Origin of the sequence: Novosphingobium sp. Leaf2, from assembly GCF_001421325.1 — a bacterium.
Lineage (GTDB): Bacteria > Pseudomonadota > Alphaproteobacteria > Sphingomonadales > Sphingomonadaceae > Novosphingobium.
Map to the genome: position 1 here is coordinate 121735 of NZ_LMJY01000016.1, position 17079 is coordinate 138813.

Consider the following 17079-nt stretch of genomic DNA (forward strand, 5'->3'; position numbering starts at 1 on the left):
AGCGGGACGGTGCCATTCTGCCGATTTCAGGCGGCAAACTGGCTATGGCAAAGCTTAATGCCCGGCTGAGGGCTTTATGTTCTTGGGCGGACGCGGAGCGAGCCATATGGTCGTTGCGGCAAGGAACAGGGCAATCGCGCAGGCGACGAACAGTTCGCCGGTCGCAACCGCAGAGCCTTGGGTTTCCACCATTTGCGCGATGGTGCCGCGCGCCTGCTCGGCGCTCAAACCCTGCGCCTGCAGGGTCTGCGAGGTCATCTGCGCATTGTTCAATATGCCGGACAGGTCAGCGGTCCGCGCGCGTGACATGTCGCCCCAAACCGTGGTGACGATAGCTGTGGCAATGGCGCCGGCAAGGGTGCGGCCAAAACTGGCGATGCCTGCAGCCGATGCCGTTTCGCGCGGCAGCACTGCGCTCATGCTGATCGTGGTCAACGGCACGATCATCAAGGAAACGCCCACGCCTTGCAGCAACTGCGGCGTGGCGATTGTCCAGAACGTGCTTTCCGTGGACCACGTCATGCGCATCAATGCACAGACGGCGATCCAGGATACGCCAACGAATACAAGCAGTCGCGCATCAAACTTTTGCATCAGCTTAGGCACAAAGGGAGATGCAACGACGGCCAGCACACCGCTGAACGCCATTGCCCTTCCTGCTTCAGTCGCGGTGTAGCCCATTGAAGATTGCAGCCACTGCGGAATGATCACGATGGAGGCAAAATAGGTGCCGAAGGCGATGGTCAGGGACAACGTAGCGGCGGAAAATCCCCGATGCCGGAATACCGCGAGATCGACGACAGGGTTTTCCTCGCCAAGCTCCCAGATGATGAACGCGATGAAGAAAACGACGGCGATACAAGCCAGCGCCACGATGATTGGTGATGAAAACCAGTCGTCGTCACGGCCAAGGTCCAGCATCATCTGGAACGAGCCGACCCATACAATCAGCAAAGCGAGGCCGATCTTGTCTATCGGCTGCTTTTCGATAGGGGTTTTAACACCGCGCAACAGGGCAAATACCCCGATGAATATCAGCACCACGATGGGTACGTTGATGAAGAAAATCCATTCCCACGACCAGTTGTCGGAGATGTAGCCGCCAAGGATAGGACCTGCGATCGGCGCGGTGACCACCGTCATCGCCCATAGCGCCATCGCTTTTGGCTGCATTTCCTTGGGAAAGATGCGCACCAACAGCGTTTGCGTAAGCGGCATCAGCGGACCACCACAAAACCCTTGGCCCAATCGGAATACCACCAGCATCGGCAGCGTGTGGGAAAGGCCGCACAATGTCGAAAAAACACCAAAGCCGACCAGCGAAAACATGAACACGCGCAAGGTGCCGAAGCGCTTTGACAGCCAGCCGGTAAGCGGGACGCAAATCGCCTCTGCGACCGCATACGAGGTTATGACCCACGTTCCGCTCGACGTCGCCACGGCCAGTCCCCCTGCTATATGGGGCACCGAAACGTTGGCGATCGTAGTATCCAGCACGACGATGAAGTTCGCCATCGCCAGCACGAAGCCGGCAAGGATGAGCTTGGCGCCGGTCATCGGCTTGTCGGCGCTTTCCCCGCCGCCAGCGGTTGCCGGCTTCGACGCCATCAGCGTTCACTCGTCAGGTCGATTTCCGCTTCCATCGACAAGCCGACACGCAGGGGATGCTCTTTGAGTTCACGCGGATCAAGCTGGATGCGCACAGGAAGGCGCTGCACCACCTTGATCCAGTTACCGGTCGCGTTCTGTGCCGGAATAAGCGAGAACGCAGCGCCGGTTCCGCCGGAAAAGCCCACGACTTTGCCATGGTACTTTACATCGCCGCCGTAAAAGTCGGACGTCAGCACGGCATTCTGACCGGTGCGGACCTTGCCGAGCTGGTTTTCCTTGAAGTTGGCGTCCACGTACAATTGGCCGACCGGCACGATCATCATCGCCACCTGCCCGCTCTGCACGCGTTGCCCAACCTGGATGGTGCGGCGCGAGATGACGCCGTCAACCGGCGCGCGCACGATGGTGCGTTCGAGGTCGAGCTTGGCCTGGGCAAGCTGCGCCTGTGCCAGCAAGATCTCGGGCGCCGTCCGGTCGGTCGTGCCACGGGTCAACGCCTTAGCCGCCTCTTCCTGGCGGCGCGCGCTGCGCGCATTTTCCTGCGCCTGGGCAATCGCGGCTTCGGCCTGCGCGTAGCCGGCGCGTGCCGACTCCAGTGCCTGGCGCGCCGTGGTCAGTTCTTCGCCCGACACCGCACCGCTGCCCGCAAGCGCAGCACGGCGGCTGTAATCCTGCTGCGCCCGTGTAAGAGTGGCGCGCGCCGACGCAAGGTTGGCCTGTGCCGTGCTGATCTGCGCTTCGTTAGCACCGGCTGCCGCACCAAGCGCCGCGTTGTTGGCGAGCGACTGCCCGTACTTGCGCTGGGCCTGTGCAAGATTGGCCTGCGCTTGTTGAACGGCGATCTCCTGATCGGAGGACTCGATCCGGAACAGCAGCTGACCACGCCGCACCGGCTGCGTGTCCGTCACCAATACCTCCACCACGCGACCCGATGTCAGTGGCGTGACTTGCGCGTTTTCGCCGGCGACATACGCATTGTCCGTCGAAACGCTCCGACTTGCGATGAACGTCTCGTACAAGAACCACACGATGCCAATCGCGACCACTGCGATGCCCAAGCCGATCAGCAGCTTTTTCCGGCTGCGCTTGGCGATAACGCGCTCGCCACCGGTGTTGGCGCTGGCGTTTTCCGCGTTGGCCTCGTCGTCGTGGGCGGCCGGCGCGGCCTGCTCGGTGTCAGTCATCAAAGAGGCGCTTTCTTACTGGATTCGTCAGTGTAACCCCCGCCCAGGGCGCGCTTGAGCGCGACTTCACTGGCGAGGGTGGAGAAATGGGCGTCAACTGCGGCCAGCCGCGCCTGATAAGCGGTATCCTCGACAGACAGCGTATCGATGTAGGTGTTGAGACCGCCGCGATAGCGCTGCCCCGCCAGGTTGAGCGCGGCGTCGGCCTGGTTGCGCGCATCGATTGCGTGGCGTTCCTGTTCGGCGGCCGACGCGCGGGTGGACAAGGCATCCGCCACTTCCTGAAGCGCCGTCACCACAGTCTTGTTGTAGCTCGCGACCTCGGTATCGTAGCCGCCGCGCGAAAGCCGATATTGCCCGGACAGCTTGCCACCCTGGAAAATCGGCAGGCTGATCGCCGCCCCGGCACTGCCATAGTCGGATCCGCTATCGAACAGCCGCGAAAGGCCCAGCGAACTGAGCCCGATGAGGCCGCTAAGGGAAATGTCCGGCAGGAAAGACTTACGGGCATATTCCAAGGTCTTGTCGGATGCCTCCACCAGGCGGCGCTGCACAACGATGTCGGGCCGGCGACCTGCCAGCGCGATTCCGGCATCTGCCGGCACCGGCGTGGTGGGGATGGTAGCGATAGGCTGCGGAACCAGGTCGCGAGTCCGGTCCGGCCCGGCTCCCAGCAGCGCCGCGATCGCATGGCGCCGCAGTTCAATCTGCTCCCGATTGGCGGCGCCATCTATTGCTGCGCGCGCAGCTTCGGCATTCGATTGACGCAGCGGACTTTGGTTTTCAATCCCTTGCGATACCCGCTGGCCTACCAGCTTGGCAGATTGCTGGCGCGCAGCCAGCGTCTGGTCGAGCACCTTCTGGCGTTCCAGCAGACGGGCGAGATCGAAATAGCTCGATACGACTTGCGAGGACAACGTCAGTTCGGCTTGCCGCTCATCGGCGATGGCGGCTTCGGTTGCTGAAGTCGCAGCGGCAAGCAGCGCGCGTTTCTTTCCCCACAAGTCCAGGTCCAGGCTGGCTGACAGCGCCAGTGATCCATAGCCCTTCCACCCTTGCGGCAAAACCGCAGCAGGCGTGCCGTTGTTATAGCTTTGCTTCTCTACGTCAGCCGAACCCTGACCGTTGATTTGCGGCAACAGCGAAGCGCGCGATGTTTCCATCGCACCCTGCGCCTGCCGGATACGGGCAAGGGCCGTCGCCACATCAGGGGAGCCCTGCAATGCCTCGTCCACCAACCCATTAAGCTGCGCGTCGCCATAGGCGGTCCACCATCGCTGAACTGGCCACGCATCCTGGGCCGCTGTCGGCGCGATGGAAGCCGAGCTTTGAAGGTTAGCGGGTGGCCGTAGCTGGGGAAGCGGGCCAAGATCCGGCGCACCACACCCAGCGAGCGAAAGGGTGACGGCCAGCATCGACACTGCCGAGACTCGAGATTTAGGAACTGTACACATTGGTACGGTTTCTATCCTTTCGCGGGTTGCGAATGTCAATTGAAAACTGTACCATACAGTACATGATGACGGAAAAATGTGGGGTTGGTAAACGGGAACTCAACAAGGCCCGCAAACGCGCCGAGATCGTGCAGGTTGCCGCCTCCATGTTTCTGGAGCAAGGGTATGCCGCCACCACGATGAGTGCGATCGCCGATACGCTGGGCGGTTCGAAGGCGACGCTCTGGGCGCATTTCTCCTCAAAGGAAGATGTGTTTTCCGCCGTACTGGATCGGCATGTCGATACCTTTTCCAGAAGTATCGACGAGGTGCTGACCGGCCAGACTTTTTCCGTGCCTGCGCTGCGCCGCGCGTGCCTGCGTTTCATCGATTGTCTGCTGCGCGAAAGCTCGATCCTGCTGTATCGCATGGTGATGAGCGAAGGCGATCGCTTCCCGGAGTTGCGGGAAGCATTCTATACGCGGGGTCCAATCAAGCTGCGCACCCGTGTCGCCGGCTTTTTTGCCACCGTTTTCGACGATGACGACGCTCACGCACTCACGCAGCTCATGGTGGCGGCCGTGACCGGGTATCGCTCCGACCTGATTATGAAACCGGATCGAAGCGGCGTGGATCACGAAGCCTTCGTGGACACGATGCTCAGGCATATCGCGTGGCCTGAACCCCGCAGCAATGCGTAGGATCCTACTCCGCGCGGGAGAGTGTTCCACCGGATGATACGACAGTTACCCGCCCGGCAACCCATACGGCGCCATCGGCACTTTGCGAGCAGTAGACCATCCCGTCTGCGCCGACCTTGCAGCCTTGCGCCGCCACATAAGCGCAGCTGGCCTGCCCGCTTGCGAATAGGTATTGGGCGATAGCGGCGTTCAAGCTACCGGTAACCGGGTCTTCGCACAGCCTGCCATTGCCATCGACGAAAAATGCCCTCACCGCGTATTGAGCAGTGCTGCCCGGCGGGTAAGTGCCAAGCAAGGCGACGTCCGCCCCCTTTGGCCCGTGCGTTGCTGGCTCTGCCGCTAACACTGCGTCCGCAGAATCCAGATGGAGCAGCTTCCAATCCGGCCCGTTTGACGCGTGAACGGCGGCGACAACCTGTTCAGGCGACGCCCCGGTGAGGGCGATAACCTGCGCCCGTTCCCGATCGTTCAGCGGACCGGATCGGATCAAGGGCGGCGCTCTGAATGCCAGCTTGTCATCATCCGTGCGCACATCGACCAGGCCAATCCCGCACTCCTGCACCACGACCCCGGGCCGGCGGGGAATGCCGCCGGCGGCAAGCCATGCGCACGCGGTGCCGAGCGTAGGATGGCCGGCGAACGGCAATTCACCACCAGGGTAGAATATGCGTACCCGGTAATCGGCATCCGAGTCGTTCGGGGGCAGCAGGAACGTCGTTTCGGAAAATCCCAGCCAGCGGGTCAGCAGCAACATCGCAGAGGGGTCCAGGTTTTCCGCGCCTCGCACGACCGCCAGCGGGTTGCCGTTCATCACTCCGGAGCCGAACACATCGATCAGGTCAAGCAACATGATGAGCCTCGTTATGCAGCCTATTGAACGCGTGCGCGTTTCGATGAGGCAATTGCCTCATCGACGTACCACTGTCGATGGCGCTCGCAAGACAACGGTATCGCAGGAGCAGGAACCATGAAAAAGTCCTTGATGGCGTTTGCAGCTTTCGCGGCGACGATCACCGCCGTCCCTATCGCACCCGCACTTGGCGACCCGCCGCCATGGGCGCCGGCAAACGGTCGCCGGGATCACGACAGGCAGGACGGGCGAGATTACCGAGGCGGACGGGACTACCGCGCCGCACAGCTGTACGATTCGCGCGGTCGCTATCGCGAGCCGCGCCGGATCACGCGCGATTCGTACGTCTGGCGCGGACGGGACGGACGCTACTACTGCAAGCGAGACAATGGCACGACCGGCTTGATCATTGGCGCGGGCGTTGGCGCGCTGGCCGGCAACCAGATCGCCGGCCGAGGTGATCGCACCCTCGGCACCGTGCTTGGCGGGGTCCTGGGTGGCGTGCTGGGCCAGCGGATTGATCGCGGCGACATTCAGTGTCGATAAGCTGAATTTTCGAACCAGACGTGTGACCTAAGAGCGGCGCGCCACGATCGATGGTGCGCCATCTTTGTTGCCAGCAAGCATATTCTGCAAACGCTGGCCCGATAATATTCAAATTTTTATCGGTGATTTCAAACCCTGGACGTGCCCTTTGGCGCAGACTAGCCGGCAAACCGCCTTTGCGGAGGAACAAAAGGGCGGCCGGAATATTCTCATTCCACACAATCTTTCGTTTCGTCGCGCGCGCCGAGCGCCTCGTCATGGATTTGTGTTCACAACGATCCGTTCATCTGACGTTGTGGATCGATGAACGAAAAGCGGCGTTATCAATTTACACCGCAACAACCTGAGGGCAAATTTCATGCGTAAAGCCATTCTCGCCGCCACCATGATGGCGATCACCCTTCCCGCCACCTTGGCCGTTACAGGCCCCGCTGAGGCGCGTGACCGCCACGAACGTCGCTATCAGCGCACACATGATGGTGTGCGCTACTGGCGCGGCAATGACGGGCGTTATCGCTGCAAGCGTAACAACGGCACGACCGGTCTGTTGATCGGCGGCGTCGGCGGGGCGCTTGCCGGGCGTGCGATCGATACCCGCGGCGACCGTACAGTCGGTACTCTTCTTGGTGCTGCCGGTGGTGCCGTGCTGGGCCGCGAAATCGACCGTGGCGGCTCGCGTTCGCGCTGCCGCTGATTTCAGCAGAAGCTCCGCTGAAAAGGGCGCGTCATCCCAAAAGGATGGCGCGCCCTTCGGCGTTTATCGTCGGGCATCTGCCAGGCTTGGAGCCTGCGCCCTTTCCTAAGCCTATCGGCTATGCTCCTATCCTGGCAATGTTCTCGCAGCCCGAACTATCGATGAAAGGCCCGGCAGCGCTATGACTCGCATTGACCGCCCTGCCGTTCTGGTGACCGGCGGTGCCAAGCGCATTGGCGCTGCCATCTCGCGCGCGTTCGGCCAAGCTGGATGGCACGTCGTGATCCACTACCACCAGTCCCACGATCAGGCCCAGGCGCTCGCGGCGCAATTGCCGTCGGCGGAAATCATCTCGTGCGAACTTGACGACTGGGAACAAGGCCCTGCGATGATTCACGCGCTGGCGCATAAACTGGCCGACTGGCGGGTGCTGATCAACTGCGCCGGGGTGTTCGATCTCGATGCAGCGCAGGAGCTCGACCCCGCCGTTTTCGAGCGCGCGATGCAAGTGAACGCCGCTACGCCGACCCGGATCGGGCAGACGTTCTTAGCCCACGCCAAGGCGCCTACGGGCCGACGGTTGATCAACATCACCGACCAGAAGCTGCTCAATCCTAACCCGGACTTCTTCTCCTATACGATGAGCAAACATGCGCTCACCGCCACCGTACCGATGCTGTCGATGGCGCGTGACGACTCGCGTGATCGCATTTACGCGATCGCACCGGGTGCTATCCTTGCCAGCCACGATCAGTCCGAGGCTGAGGCCGAGGTGTCCCACCGCATGAACCTCTTGGGTCGCCGAGCCACTCCCGAAGATGTAGCGAATGCGGCGCTTTTTCTGGCCGATGGATGGCTGGCCAGCGGTGAGACGCTGTACGTCGATTCGGGCCAGCACCTGACGCCCCAACCTCGCGATGTCCTGTTTCTGGCGCGGGAATAAGCCGATCCGCATCAGGATGTACCTGCGCATAATTGCGCACAAAAGGTCTTGCGCGACGCACGACACCCGCTCAAAAGCCGCCCCATGGCACTAGGCATCATCGATCGCTTCCTCGAACGCGGCGTCCGTCACGGCGTCCTCGAACTCTCCCGCCCCGATGGCACCCTTCGCCGTTTCGGCACGCCCCACCCCGATTTTCCGAACGTCCGAATAAGCCTTACGAAGTCGGCCGAGCGCCGCATTTTGCGCGATCCGCGGCTTGGCGCCGCCGAAGCCTTCATGGATGGCCAGTTGGTCGTCGAGGACGGCGACATTATGGGCCTCGTCGAGCTGCTGCGCGCCAATTCCCGCTGGGACAAGGGCGGCGAGCTGAAGGAAACCGGGCCGCTAAAGGTCGCGTTCGACAAGCTGGTGACGCTGGCCGACGGGGTCAATCGCGCCGCTAGTGCCAAGCGCAATATCGCCCACCATTACGACGTCGGCAATGATCTCTACCGCCTGTTCCTCGATACCGAGCACATGCAGTATTCCTGCGCGTACTGGCCATCCGATGACATCACTCTCGAACAGGCGCAAACCGCCAAGCTGGCGCACATCGCCGCCAAGCTGGCGATCGAGCCGGGCCAGCGGGTTCTGGATATCGGCTGCGGCTGGGGCGGCATGGCGATCTACCTGGCAAAGCACTTCGACGTGTTCGTCAAGGGCATTACGCTGAGCGAAGAACAACTCACCCTCGCCCGTCAGCGGGCCGTGGAAGCCGGCGTCGCGGGGCGCATAGATTTCGAGCTGGTCGATTACCGCGACCTTGCCGCGCGCGGCGACAAGTTCGACCGCATCGTTTCGGTCGGCATGTTCGAGCATGTGGGACAAGCGCAATTCGCGCGCTTCTTCCGCGATTGCGCCACCATCCTGAAGGACGACGGTGTCATGCTGCTTCACACCATCGGGCGGATGGGCAGGCCAGGCTCCACCGACGCGTTCACCCGGAAGTACATATTCCCCGGCGGCTACATTCCGGCGCTCAGCGAAACGCTGGAGGCGAGCGAAAAAGTCCGCCTGATCGCCACCGACGTGGAAACGCTGCGCCTGCATTATGCCAAGACGCTGCGCGAATGGTATAAGCGGTGCATTGCCAACAAGGACGCGATCATCGCCATGCAGGATGAGCGTTTCTACCGCATGTGGATTTTCTACCTTTCTGGCGCGACAGCGGCCTTCGAAAGCGGCGGGATGTGCAATTACCAGATCCAGTACGCCCGCCTGCGCGAAGCCCTGCCCATTACTCGCGACTATCTCGCCCAAAACGAGCAACGCCTGCTCGGCACCTGATCCGCATTGCGAAGCAGGGGCGCACCTGCTAGCCGCGCGCCCGTTCCGTATAACGCTCCACTTCGCGAAAGTCCGTGCCCATGTCCGACATCAAGAAGGTCGTTCTCGCCTATTCGGGCGGTCTCGATACCAGCGTCATTCTCAAGTGGCTGCAGGTCAACTATAACTGCGAGGTCGTGACTTTCACCGCCGACCTTGGCCAGGGCGAGGAACTGGAGCCGGCGCGCGCCAAGGCCAAGCTTATGGGCCTGCCGGACGAAAACATCTACATCGACGATCTGCGCGAGGAATTCGTGCGGGACTTCGTGTTCCCGATGATGCGCGCCAACGCCCGCTATGAAGGCGATTACCTGCTGGGAACCTCGATCGCCCGCCCGCTCATCTCCAAGCGCCTGATTGAGATCGCGCATGAAACCGGCGCCGATGCCGTCGCCCACGGCGCAACCGGCAAGGGCAACGACCAGGTCCGTTTCGAACTGTCCGCTTATGCGCTCGATCCCGGCATCAAGGTCATTGCCCCTTGGCGTGAGTGGGACCTTACCAGCCGCACCGCATTGATCGCCTGGGCCGAACAGCATCAGATCCCGGTACCCAAGGACAAGCGCGGTGAAAGTCCGTTTTCGACCGACGCCAATCTGCTGCACACCTCGTCCGAAGGCAAAGTGCTTGAAAATCCGTGGGATGAGACGCCGGACTACGTCTATTCGCGCACGGTAAATCCCGAAGACGCGCCGGATCAGCCCGAATACATCACCGTCGATTTCGAAAAAGGTGACGGCGTGGCGCTCAACGGGGTGGCATTAAGCCCCGCCAGCCTGCTTACCCAGCTCAACGAACTGGGTCGCAAGCATGGCATCGGTCGCCTCGATCTTGTCGAGAACCGCTTCGTGGGTATGAAATCGCGCGGCATGTATGAAACGCCCGGCGGCGAAATCTACGCACGGGCGCATCGGGGCATCGAGCAGATCACGCTGGACCGGGGGGCGGCGCACCTCAAGGACGAGTTGATGCCCAAGTATGCCGAACTGATCTACAACGGCTTCTGGTTCGCGCCGGAGCGTGAGATGCTGCAGGCCGCGATTGATCACAGCCAGACCCGCGTCAATGGCACCGTGCGGCTGAAGCTGTACAAGGGTTCGGTTTCGGTGGTCGGGCGGCGTAGCCCGGACTCGCTGTATTCGGAACGGCACGTCACATTCGAAGACGACGCCGGTGCCTATGACCAGAAGGACGCGGCCGGTTTCATCAAGCTCAATGCGCTTCGCCTGCGCTTGCTGGCCCAGCGTGATTCCCGAAAATAGCTTGCTGCGATATTAACAGAGTCGGTCGGCCCGTTGCGGTAGCGCGACGGGCCGCTTTTGGTTCTATGGCTTTAGCATGTGACCACGGGTACGAGTCCGCCATCGTCAACGACGTAGCGGGGTATACCTTGAGCATTCGACCGATCAGCCTGATGGCAGCGTTTGCTGCCGTCGCAATCCTGCCAGTTGCAGGACCCGCCCAGGCTGACGCCCCGATTGCTCCTGTCGTAGCGGTCAACGCTATCGCTTCCGCAGAAGTTCCCCAGTTTATCGAGAAGACTGTGTCACAGCCGATTGCTACGCCTTCGGGGCGTGCGATCGCTGGGGGCATCGCAACGTTTTACGGTCGCCAGTTCACCGGTGCAAGGACTGCCAGCGGCCAACGTTACGCACCTGATGCGCTGACTGCCGCACATCGCACCCTGCCCTTCGGCACACGCCTGCAAGTGACGAACCCGCGCAATGGGAATTCGGTTATCGTTACGATCAACGATCGCGGCCCATTCCACGCCAACCGCGTGCTGGACTTGTCCGACGCCGCTGCCGACCAGATCGGCATCCGCAACGCTGGCAGCGGCAAGGTCGAACTGGCCGTTCTCGACAACTGACCGGGTTTCCACGCTGCTGGTGATGTCTGAAAAGATGTCGGCCGACGCAGCGATGGGAGGGGGTGGGGGAAGCGCTGCGCCGACCTTCACTAGAGATAACAGCGAGCCGGCAAAAGCGTTCCAGCACCACCGTTAGTTTGGTCGATTTGCTCTCTGCGATCGACGAATTGCATGGTGATCGCGTGCGGGCCTTGCAGCCAGTCGTTCCCCAGCACCCTCGCCGCGGCTACTTCGCCCAGCTACCCAGCAGCGGCTTGAGGTATTGTCCGGTGAAGCTGCGCGGTTCCTTCACCACTTTCTCGGGCGTCCCCACGGCCACGATCTCGCCACCGCGCACGCCGCCTTCCGGACCCATGTCGATGATCCAGTCCGCCGTCTTGATGACGTCGAGGTTATGCTCGATCACGATCACCGAATTGCCTTGATCCACCAAACGGTGCAGGACTTCCAGCAGCTTGCGCACATCTTCGAAGTGCAGACCGGTAGTCGGCTCGTCGAGGATGTATAGCGTCTGACCAGTGGAGCGGCGGGCAAGTTCCTTCGCCAGCTTCACGCGCTGCGCTTCGCCGCCGGACAGTGTTGTTGCCTGCTGCCCGACCTTGACGTAGCCCAGCCCCACCTCGTTCAGCATGTGCATGCGATCGCGGATAGGCGGCACAGCCTTGAAGAACTCCTCGGCATCCTCAATCGTCATGTCCAGCACGTCGGCGATAGAGTGGCCCTTGAACTTCACCTCCAGCGTTTCGCGGTTGTAACGCTTGCCGTGACATTCCTCGCACGTAACGTAGACGTCCGGCAGGAAGTGCATCTCGATCTTGATCAGGCCATCGCCCTGGCACGCCTCGCAGCGACCGCCCTTGACGTTGAAGCTGAAGCGCCCCGCCTTGTAGCCGCGTGCCTGGCTTTCCGGCAGGCCGGCGAACCAGTCACGGATCTGCGTGAACGCGCCAGTATAGGTGGCCGGGTTCGAGCGCGGCGTGCGGCCGATCGGCGACTGGTCGATCTCGATGACTTTGTCGCACTTTTCCAGACCCGTGATCTTGTCATGCGCGCCCGCGATCACCCGCGCCCCGTTTAGCTGACGACTGGCGCCGGCCTGCAACGTGTCGATAGTGAGCGAAGACTTCCCCGAGCCGGACACCCCGGTGACGCAGCAGAACGTACCCAGCGGGAACTTGGCGGTAACTCCGGTCAGGTTGTTGGCACGCGCGTTCACCACTGTCACGAAGCTGCCGTTGCCCTTGCGCCGCTTGGCGGGCACCTCGATCCGCCGCGTCCCGTTGAGGTACGCAGCGGTCAAGCTGTCCTTGCTCTTGAGCACCTGCTTCAAGGTGCCCTCCGCGACGATCTGACCGCCATGTACGCCCGCACCGGGGCCAAGATCGACGATGTGATCGGCGGTGCGGATCGCATCTTCGTCATGCTCCACCACGATCACGGTGTTGCCCAAATCGCGCAGGCGCTTGAGCGTTGCGAGCAGCATGTCGTTGTCCCGCTGGTGCAGGCCAATGCTGGGCTCGTCCAGCACGTACAGCACGCCCGACAGGCCCGAGCCGATCTGGCTGGCCAGCCGGATCCGCTGGCTTTCGCCGCCAGACAGGGTGCCGCTGGTGCGGTCAAGGTTCAGGTAATCGAGCCCCACGTTGTTGAGGAAGCCCAGCCGCTCGTTGATTTCCTTCAGGATCGCCTTGGCGATCTGCTGCTGCTGCGCCGTCAGCTTCGCTTCCAGTTCGCCGAACCACGCGTAGCCGTCCGACACCGATAAGCGTGCCGCATCGGCAATGTCGGATCCGGCGATCTTGACCGACAAGGCCTCAGGCTTGAGGCGCTTGCCGTGGCACGTCTCGCACGGCTGCGGGTTCTGAAACTTGGCCAGTTCTTCGCGCATCCAGGCGCTGTCGGTCTGGAGCAGGCGACGGTTAAGATTGCCGATCACCCCCTCGAACGCCTTGTTTACCGTGTATTCCTTGCGCCCGTCTTTGAAGGTGAGCGGCACCGCTTTGCCGCCGGTGCCATACAGGATCACCAGTTTCACCTCGCCCGGCAGCGCTTCCCACGGCGTCGTCAGGTCAAAGCCGTAGTGCTTGGCAAGGCTGGAAAGCACCTGCATGTAATAGGGACTTGGGGGGTTAGACTTGGCCCAAGGCACAATGGCGCCCTGCTTGAGCGTCAGATGCTCGTTCGGGACCACCAGTTGCGGATCGAACAGCAGCTTTTCGCCAAGCCCATCGCACGCCGGGCATGCGCCTTGCGGGGCGTTGAACGAGAACAGGCGCGGCTCGATCTCCTCGATCGTAAAACCGCTGACGGGGCAGGCGAACTTTTCCGAAAAGACGATGCGGTTGGCGGCCAGCCCCGCGCCTTTCAGGTTCTTGCCCTGGCCCTCATCTTCCCGCCCCGGCACCACGCCGTCGGCGAGATCGACATAGGCCAGCCCCTCGGCCAGCTTGAGCGCCTGTTCGAAACTATCAGCCAAGCGAGTCTGGATGCCATCCTTCACCGCGATGCGATCCACCACGACCTCGATGTCGTGCTTGAACTTCTTGTCGAGCGCGGGGGCATCTTCGATCGGGTAGAATTCGCCGTCGATCCGCACGCGGGTATAGCCCGCCTTCTGCCACTCGGCCAGTTCCTTGCGGTACTCACCCTTGCGGCCGCGCACGACGGGGGCCAGCAGATACAGCCGCGTGCCTTCGGGTAGCGCCATCACCCGGTCCACCATGTTGGAAACCGTCTGCGCTTCGATCGGCAGCCCGGTGGCAGGCGAATAGGGCACGCCCACGCGCGCCCAGAGCAAGCGCATGTAGTCCCAGATCTCGGTAACCGTGGCGACGGTGGAGCGCGGGTTGCGGCTGGTGGTCTTCTGTTCGATCGAGATGGCGGGAGACAGGCCGTCAATATGCTCAACGTCGGGCTTCTGCATCATTTCCAGGAACTGGCGCGCATAAGCGGAAAGGCTTTCCACGTAGCGGCGCTGCCCCTCGGCATAGATCGTGTCGAACGCGAGGCTGGACTTGCCTGAACCCGAAAGCCCGGTGATGACAATCAGCTTCTCACGCGGAAGCTGAATGTCGAACCCCTTGAGGTTATGCTCGCGCGCTCCGCGCACGGTGATGTGAGAGAGACTCATGGGGGCGGTGTGTTCCAGATTTGTTCTTGATGCGCAATCGACAATGCGCCACGGTTCGCCGCAAAAGGTAGGTATCGGCTGCATAGGCGCAAGGCGGTGTTGCCGCAATTGCCCAGCTGGGGGCTTTCAGTGGTCGCGCGCCGCCGGAAACACCAGCCGCACCGCAACATCCGCCGCCAGTCCGATGACGGCGCCAACCAATACGTCGCTGAGGTAATGCTTGCCACGCGGGATCTGGATGGCGCCCGCCGCAGCGGCAATGCTGTATGCCGTCATCGCATGTTGTGGGTATTCGCAGGCCACCGCCCCGGCGACAGCCATTGCGCCGGCGGTATGGCCAGAGGGAAAGCTGTTCTCGCGCGTCTCGGAGCTATCCCCTTCGCGCGCGTGATAATCCCCGCCATCGAGCATCACGAAGGGGCGCGTACGATCGATGCGGTGCTTGATGGAGGACTTTCCCAGCGTCGCGAGCGTGTGGCTTGCCAGCATGCGCACCCCAGTGCGGACCAGACGACGATCGCCGCGCAGCAGCCCGATCGCGCACGCAAGCGCCGACCAGGCGCGCAGAGGGGGCTGATCGGCCAAGTCGCTCGCTACGCCCATTGCCCGCACCACGCGGGTCTTGCGCTGCGTGCCCGTTGCCCGCGCCACAGTCATGTCGGTACGTTCCACCGCTTCAGTCGCGTTGCTTTTCCGCTGCGGGGCGCCTCGGCATTCGGTCATCAACTTTGATCCACTTGCCCGGCAAAATCAGCAAAGGTGGCGCGCACTGCCCTGGCCTTCGCATCGTCCGCCATATCTACCGACACGGCGATACGACCGTAAAGCGCAGCATCGCCACGACTTTCCGGAGTCGGTTCTCCGGCCTGGGTATCCCCGCCTGCCGCATGATCGCCGGCAGTATTGCTAGCGCCTTCGGCAGCCACGAAGATATCGGTACGCTCAATACCGTGCTCCTGCACCAGATGTTCGATCGCCATGTCTGCGTCGCGGCGCGTTGCGAAAGTAGCCTGCAATGTCATCGTGCCCATCGTACATTCTCCTAAGACGAAGCGGGAAACGCACGAACGCCCGCATTGATCTGCGCAACCCTGATCTACGTCAGTGTTCCGGAATATACTTTTGCGTGAGCCACCGCTGGAAACCCCTTTTGCGAGCGGACGTTATCGTGGCCATCAACAGGGGTCGGATACGGAGAATACCGTCATGCGCACTACTGCCCTCTTTGCAATTTCGCTGGCCGGTCTCGTCGCGACGAGCCCGGCTGTTTCTTTTGCCCAGTCTGACGAGGTTGCAGCGCCAAGCGCGCCGGAACCTGGCGACCCGGTAGCAAAGCGCGAGATCCTGAACGCCCGTCAGGCTGAAAGGGCGCAGCGCCAGCTTGCTCAAGATGCCCGCAACCAGGCCGCTTACGATGCCACGGTGGCCACAGACCACGCCGAAGTGCATCAGCAACGGGCAGCCTATCATCAGTCCCTGCGCGAATACCAGCGCGCACAGAGCGACTATCGCGCCGCCCGGGCGGCGTGGGAACAAGCCAATCCCTATTGCCGCAAAGGCGATCCCGTTCGCTGCCCGCCGGACCCTGAAACGTCCGGTGGATGATCCGCTTGTCGCAAGCCGTTTGAACCCATTGCCCGATCAGGCATACTGCGCTGATCGGAGCGAGGGGTATTTGCATGGGTAGATGGCGTGGTGCATGGATGACGCCGATGGTGCTTTGTACCACCTTCAGCGCGGTTCTAGCGCATGCCGACGATCCGCTGGCGAGCGGGATGAACGCCGACGCGCTTGCGCGGGATCGCGCTGCCATTCGCCAGTTAAACCAGGATCAACTCGCGTCCGTGCAACGCCGCGACGCCGGATATGCGCAAGGGTGGCACGATTACGCCGACACGCGGCGGCAGGACGATAACGCCTATCCGGCGGACCAGCTTAGCTATCGCGCCGCGCAAAACGATTACGCGCGGCAGCGTAAGCAATACGAGCAGGCGATACGCGATTGGCGCGCGGATGTCGCCGCCTGCCAGTCCGGCGATTACGGCCACTGCGATCGATAAGGACCCATGCAGCCAAGACGCTTGTGGATAGGCCGATCCCGACGTTTGGCATGCGGCGTCAGGCAGCGTTACCGTGGTGGGAATGGCACGTTTGATCCGCAAGGCATCCCTCCTCACTTTGTGCGCGGTGCTGGCCGCGTGCGGCGGAGGTGGCCGCTATCGACCGGTCAGCGACGTGCCGGTGCGTATCGGCGCGCCGTACAAAGTGCGGGGGACGACATATACGCCCGCCGCGCAGCCAGGCTACGACATGCTGGGCTATGCCACGTGGTACGGCACCGAGAGCGGCACGCGCGTGGCCAACGGCGAACGGTTCCGCCCTGGCTGGATAACCGGCGCGCATACCACCCTGCCTCTCCCTGCTTACGTGGAGGTTACCGCGCTGGATACCGGGCGGCGCATCGTGGTGCGCATCAACGATCGCGGGCCGTACGGCGATCCAGCGTTGATCCTGGACTTGTCAAAAGGCGCGGCGCAGTTGCTGGGTGTGGCAGCGCGGGGCAAAGCGCCGGTGCGGGTGCGGGTAATCGACGCGATAGAAAAAGACCGTGCGGCGCTGCGCAAGGGCAAGCCGGCGCGCCAGTTGCCGCCTGTTTCGCCCGCCACCCTCTCCAGTCTGCGAGCGCAGTTTGTGCGCGGTGTGGATCCGCGCTGAGGAACCTGCCTGCCGGTCGACGCGTTCGATCGGC

General features: G+C 62.3%; 17 protein-coding genes. 10 read left to right on the forward strand and 7 right to left on the reverse strand.

Going from position 1 to position 17079, the window contains the following annotated elements; all coding sequences use genetic code 11:
• Positions 1-54: 54 nt before the first annotated feature.
• Genes ASE49_RS09945 through ASE49_RS09955 form a run of 3 tightly spaced genes read right to left on the reverse strand, consistent with a single transcriptional unit; the run spans position 55 to position 4249 of the window.
• On the reverse strand, positions 55-1608 hold the full coding sequence (locus tag ASE49_RS09945) for a DHA2 family efflux MFS transporter permease subunit (protein WP_056771340.1): 1554 nt from the start codon (positions 1606-1608) through the stop codon (positions 55-57).
• Entirely contained in the window at positions 1608-2795 is a 1188-nt protein-coding gene (locus ASE49_RS09950; RefSeq protein ID WP_056771344.1) for an HlyD family secretion protein, read from the reverse strand. Before ASE49_RS09950 ends, ASE49_RS09945 begins: the two co-directional genes overlap by 1 nt.
• Entirely contained in the window at positions 2795-4249 is a 1455-nt protein-coding gene (locus ASE49_RS09955; protein WP_056771348.1) for an efflux transporter outer membrane subunit, read from the reverse strand. The genes ASE49_RS09950 and ASE49_RS09955 overlap by 1 nt, the downstream gene beginning before the upstream one ends.
• A gap of 32 nt (positions 4250-4281) precedes the next feature.
• Between ASE49_RS09955 and ASE49_RS09960 the strand changes: the two genes are divergently transcribed.
• The gene (locus tag ASE49_RS09960; RefSeq protein ID WP_235522927.1) at positions 4282-4929 is read left to right on the forward strand and encodes a TetR/AcrR family transcriptional regulator; all 648 of its coding nucleotides are present in this window, start codon (positions 4282-4284) and stop codon (positions 4927-4929) included.
• Positions 4930-4933: 4 nt separating this feature from the next.
• On the opposite strand, the gene ASE49_RS09965 is transcribed toward ASE49_RS09960, so the two are convergent.
• The gene (locus tag ASE49_RS09965; RefSeq protein WP_056771351.1) at positions 4934-5779 is read right to left on the reverse strand and encodes a PhzF family phenazine biosynthesis protein; all 846 of its coding nucleotides are present in this window, start codon (positions 5777-5779) and stop codon (positions 4934-4936) included.
• Positions 5780-5896: 117 nt separating this feature from the next.
• Here ASE49_RS09965 and ASE49_RS09970 point away from each other — a divergent pair, with 117 nt between their 5' ends.
• The 6 genes from ASE49_RS09970 to ASE49_RS17760 all read left to right on the forward strand — a co-directional run bounded on the left by ASE49_RS09970 (position 5897) and on the right by ASE49_RS17760 (position 11200).
• Positions 5897-6325, forward strand: coding sequence for a glycine zipper 2TM domain-containing protein (locus ASE49_RS09970; protein ID WP_056771354.1), 429 nt, complete (start codon positions 5897-5899; stop codon positions 6323-6325).
• Positions 6326-6683: 358 nt separating this feature from the next.
• On the forward strand, positions 6684-7019 hold the full coding sequence (locus ASE49_RS09975; RefSeq protein WP_056771357.1) for a glycine zipper 2TM domain-containing protein: 336 nt from the start codon (positions 6684-6686) through the stop codon (positions 7017-7019).
• 181 nt (positions 7020-7200) lie between these two features.
• Complete coding sequence (locus ASE49_RS09980; protein ID WP_056771360.1) at positions 7201-7962, forward strand: SDR family oxidoreductase; 762 nt, start codon at positions 7201-7203, stop codon at positions 7960-7962.
• A gap of 84 nt (positions 7963-8046) precedes the next feature.
• Entirely contained in the window at positions 8047-9291 is a 1245-nt protein-coding gene (locus ASE49_RS09985) for an SAM-dependent methyltransferase (protein ID WP_056771363.1), read from the forward strand.
• Positions 9292-9371: 80 nt separating this feature from the next.
• Positions 9372-10592, forward strand: a complete 1221-nt coding sequence (locus ASE49_RS09990) for an argininosuccinate synthase (protein WP_056771367.1) — start codon at positions 9372-9374, stop codon at positions 10590-10592.
• A 281-nt stretch (positions 10593-10873) separates the two neighbouring features.
• Entirely contained in the window at positions 10874-11200 is a 327-nt protein-coding gene (locus tag ASE49_RS17760) for a septal ring lytic transglycosylase RlpA family protein (RefSeq protein WP_235522928.1), read from the forward strand.
• A 226-nt stretch (positions 11201-11426) separates the two neighbouring features.
• Here the strand turns inward: ASE49_RS17760 and uvrA are convergent, their stop codons facing one another.
• The 3 genes from uvrA to ASE49_RS10010 form a co-directional block, all read right to left on the reverse strand.
• Positions 11427-14330: an excinuclease ABC subunit UvrA gene (gene uvrA, locus ASE49_RS10000; RefSeq protein ID WP_056771371.1), complete on the reverse strand. Its 2904-nt coding sequence runs from the start codon at positions 14328-14330 to the stop codon at positions 11427-11429.
• A gap of 126 nt (positions 14331-14456) precedes the next feature.
• Positions 14457-15053, reverse strand: coding sequence for a phosphatase PAP2 family protein (locus ASE49_RS10005; protein WP_056771374.1), 597 nt, complete (start codon positions 15051-15053; stop codon positions 14457-14459).
• Positions 15053-15310, reverse strand: a complete 258-nt coding sequence (locus ASE49_RS10010; protein WP_235522929.1) for a hypothetical protein — start codon at positions 15308-15310, stop codon at positions 15053-15055. Before ASE49_RS10010 ends, ASE49_RS10005 begins: the two co-directional genes overlap by 1 nt.
• Positions 15311-15452: 142 nt before the next feature.
• Here ASE49_RS10010 and ASE49_RS10015 point away from each other — a divergent pair, with 142 nt between their 5' ends.
• The 3 genes from ASE49_RS10015 to ASE49_RS10025 all read left to right on the forward strand — a co-directional run bounded on the left by ASE49_RS10015 (position 15453) and on the right by ASE49_RS10025 (position 17045).
• The gene (locus tag ASE49_RS10015) at positions 15453-15935 is read left to right on the forward strand and encodes a hypothetical protein (protein ID WP_156370255.1); all 483 of its coding nucleotides are present in this window, start codon (positions 15453-15455) and stop codon (positions 15933-15935) included.
• 107 nt (positions 15936-16042) lie between these two features.
• Positions 16043-16390: a hypothetical protein gene (locus ASE49_RS10020; RefSeq protein ID WP_082456428.1), complete on the forward strand. Its 348-nt coding sequence runs from the start codon at positions 16043-16045 to the stop codon at positions 16388-16390.
• Positions 16391-16472: 82 nt separating this feature from the next.
• Positions 16473-17045 (forward strand): septal ring lytic transglycosylase RlpA family protein, encoded by a 573-nt coding sequence (locus ASE49_RS10025; protein WP_056771386.1) that lies wholly within the window; start codon positions 16473-16475, stop codon positions 17043-17045.
• Positions 17046-17079: the final 34 nt, after the last annotated feature.

Excerpts from the sequence above, each read along its gene's own strand:
- ASE49_RS09945 (WP_056771340.1), bottom strand. The coding sequence starts at position 1,608 with ATGGCGTCGAAGCCGGCAACCGCTGGCGGCGGGGAAAGCGCCGACAAG.
- ASE49_RS09950 (WP_056771344.1), bottom strand. The coding sequence starts at position 2,795 with ATGACTGACACCGAGCAGGCCGCGCCGGCCGCCCACGACGACGAGGCC.
- ASE49_RS09955 (WP_056771348.1), bottom strand. The coding sequence starts at position 4,249 with ATGTGTACAGTTCCTAAATCTCGAGTCTCGGCAGTGTCGATGCTGGCC.
- ASE49_RS09960 (WP_235522927.1), top strand. The coding sequence starts at position 4,282 with ATGTCAATTGAAAACTGTACCATACAGTACATGATGACGGAAAAATGT.
- ASE49_RS09965 (WP_056771351.1), bottom strand. The coding sequence starts at position 5,779 with ATGTTGCTTGACCTGATCGATGTGTTCGGCTCCGGAGTGATGAACGGC.
- ASE49_RS09970 (WP_056771354.1), top strand. The coding sequence starts at position 5,897 with ATGAAAAAGTCCTTGATGGCGTTTGCAGCTTTCGCGGCGACGATCACC.
- ASE49_RS09975 (WP_056771357.1), top strand. The coding sequence starts at position 6,684 with ATGCGTAAAGCCATTCTCGCCGCCACCATGATGGCGATCACCCTTCCC.
- ASE49_RS09980 (WP_056771360.1), top strand. The coding sequence starts at position 7,201 with ATGACTCGCATTGACCGCCCTGCCGTTCTGGTGACCGGCGGTGCCAAG.
- ASE49_RS09985 (WP_056771363.1), top strand. The coding sequence starts at position 8,047 with ATGGCACTAGGCATCATCGATCGCTTCCTCGAACGCGGCGTCCGTCAC.
- ASE49_RS09990 (WP_056771367.1), top strand. The coding sequence starts at position 9,372 with ATGTCCGACATCAAGAAGGTCGTTCTCGCCTATTCGGGCGGTCTCGAT.
- uvrA (WP_056771371.1), bottom strand. The coding sequence starts at position 14,330 with ATGAGTCTCTCTCACATCACCGTGCGCGGAGCGCGCGAGCATAACCTC.
- ASE49_RS10005 (WP_056771374.1), bottom strand. The coding sequence starts at position 15,053 with ATGACCGAATGCCGAGGCGCCCCGCAGCGGAAAAGCAACGCGACTGAA.
- ASE49_RS10010 (WP_235522929.1), bottom strand. The coding sequence starts at position 15,310 with ATGGCGATCGAACATCTGGTGCAGGAGCACGGTATTGAGCGTACCGAT.
- ASE49_RS10020 (WP_082456428.1), top strand. The coding sequence starts at position 16,043 with ATGGTGCTTTGTACCACCTTCAGCGCGGTTCTAGCGCATGCCGACGAT.
- ASE49_RS10025 (WP_056771386.1), top strand. The coding sequence starts at position 16,473 with ATGGCACGTTTGATCCGCAAGGCATCCCTCCTCACTTTGTGCGCGGTG.